The sequence below is a fragment of the Roseateles sp. genome (assembly GCF_049240545.1).
Classification (GTDB): domain Bacteria; phylum Pseudomonadota; class Gammaproteobacteria; order Burkholderiales; family Burkholderiaceae_C; genus Paucibacter_A.
Map to the genome: position 1 here is coordinate 1 of NZ_JBMLSK010000125.1, position 1,220 is coordinate 1,220.

At 61.8% G+C, this 1,220-nt stretch carries 3 protein-coding genes; all 3 read left to right on the forward strand.

Going from position 1 to position 1,220, the window contains the following annotated elements; translation table 11 throughout:
- Positions 1 to 264 (forward strand): hypothetical protein (locus ACOVRJ_RS08185; protein WP_422043394.1); only part of this gene is annotated, 264 nt, incomplete at its 5' end.
- Positions 265 to 426: 162 nt separating this feature from the next.
- Entirely contained in the window at positions 427 to 678 is a 252-nt protein-coding gene (locus tag ACOVRJ_RS08190; RefSeq protein ID WP_422043395.1) for a type II toxin-antitoxin system Phd/YefM family antitoxin, read from the forward strand.
- Positions 675 to 929, forward strand: coding sequence for a Txe/YoeB family addiction module toxin (locus ACOVRJ_RS08195; protein ID WP_422043396.1), 255 nt, complete (start codon positions 675 to 677; stop codon positions 927 to 929). The genes ACOVRJ_RS08190 and ACOVRJ_RS08195 overlap by 4 nt, the downstream gene beginning before the upstream one ends.
- The last annotated feature ends 291 nt before the right edge of the window (positions 930 to 1,220 follow it).

Genomic DNA, 1,220 nt, shown 5'->3' on the forward strand with positions numbered 1-1,220 from the left:
CCGCCGGGCGAGACCCGGGAGATACAGCAGATGCGGCGCGAGCTGGCCGCGGCGTACGGTGCCGATGCGGCGTGCCCTGTTTCAACGGCCATCTTTCTCAGAACGGTGGCGGAGGCCGCCTGGGACGAGATTGAAGCCGGCGCACCGATCAGCGAGGTTGCACCGTTCTGGCGCGTGGTGGACCCCAAATCGCCGCTGGCCAAAAAACTCAGAGCGGGCAGCACCTGGATAGAGCAGCAGCGCTTGGCAGAGCGGGAGGCGTAGAAGTGCGGCTTGCCGGTCAGTTTCGGCTGCTGTTCGGTTCGAAGAGTTGGGACAGGGTCAGCCGAAGCAAGTCCGGTTGAACAAGGGCTTGGGTACCTTGTTGGCAGCCCGCATGAGAGGCCCAAAGCCTGTACAGTAACACGTACAAATAGGAGCGACACCATGGACGCGATCACCTACTCCTCGGCGCGGGCCAACCTTGCCAGCACGATGGACCGAGTCTGCAGCGATCACGAACCCTTGATCATCACGCGCAACGGCCAACAGGCCGTGGTCATGCTCTCGTTGGAAGACTACAAGGCGCTGGAGGAGACTGCCTACCTGCTGCGCAGCCCGGCCAACGCACGACGCCTGCTGAGCTCCATTGCGCAGCTCAACGCCGGCCAGGGAGCCCCGCGGGAGCTTGCCGAGTGAAGCTGACCTTCTCAGATGAGGCCTGGGAAGACTATCTGTACTGGCAGAAGCAAGACCGAAAAATGGTGGAGCGGATCAACAAGCTCATCAAGGAAGTGCAGCGAGATCCGTTCGTGGGCGTTGGCAAACCAGAGCCGCTCAAGCATGCGCTCTCAGGGTTTTGGTCACGCCGCATCACGGACGAACACCGAATGGTCTACCGCGTCACCGAGGATGCATTGGAGATCGCGCAGTTGAGATTCCACTATTGATTCCAACGGCACCCGACGTGAAGTTGACTGCCATGCGGCGGCTGTGGGTCGTGGCGATGGGGCCTGACGTGCGAGATAAGCCATGGACCGAAGGGCGCGAAGCGACCTTCGGGTCGTACGCTCGATGGCGGGCTTACACCTCACTCGCTGTATGCCGCAATACGGAGGATTGAATGAACTCGCGAAGCAGCGCAATGGCCTCCGTCGGCGCATCGGGAACAACGCCGTGGCCACACGCCGCAAACTCGCGATAGCGAAGAAGATCCGGCCGAATGGCGGCCGCAATGTCGC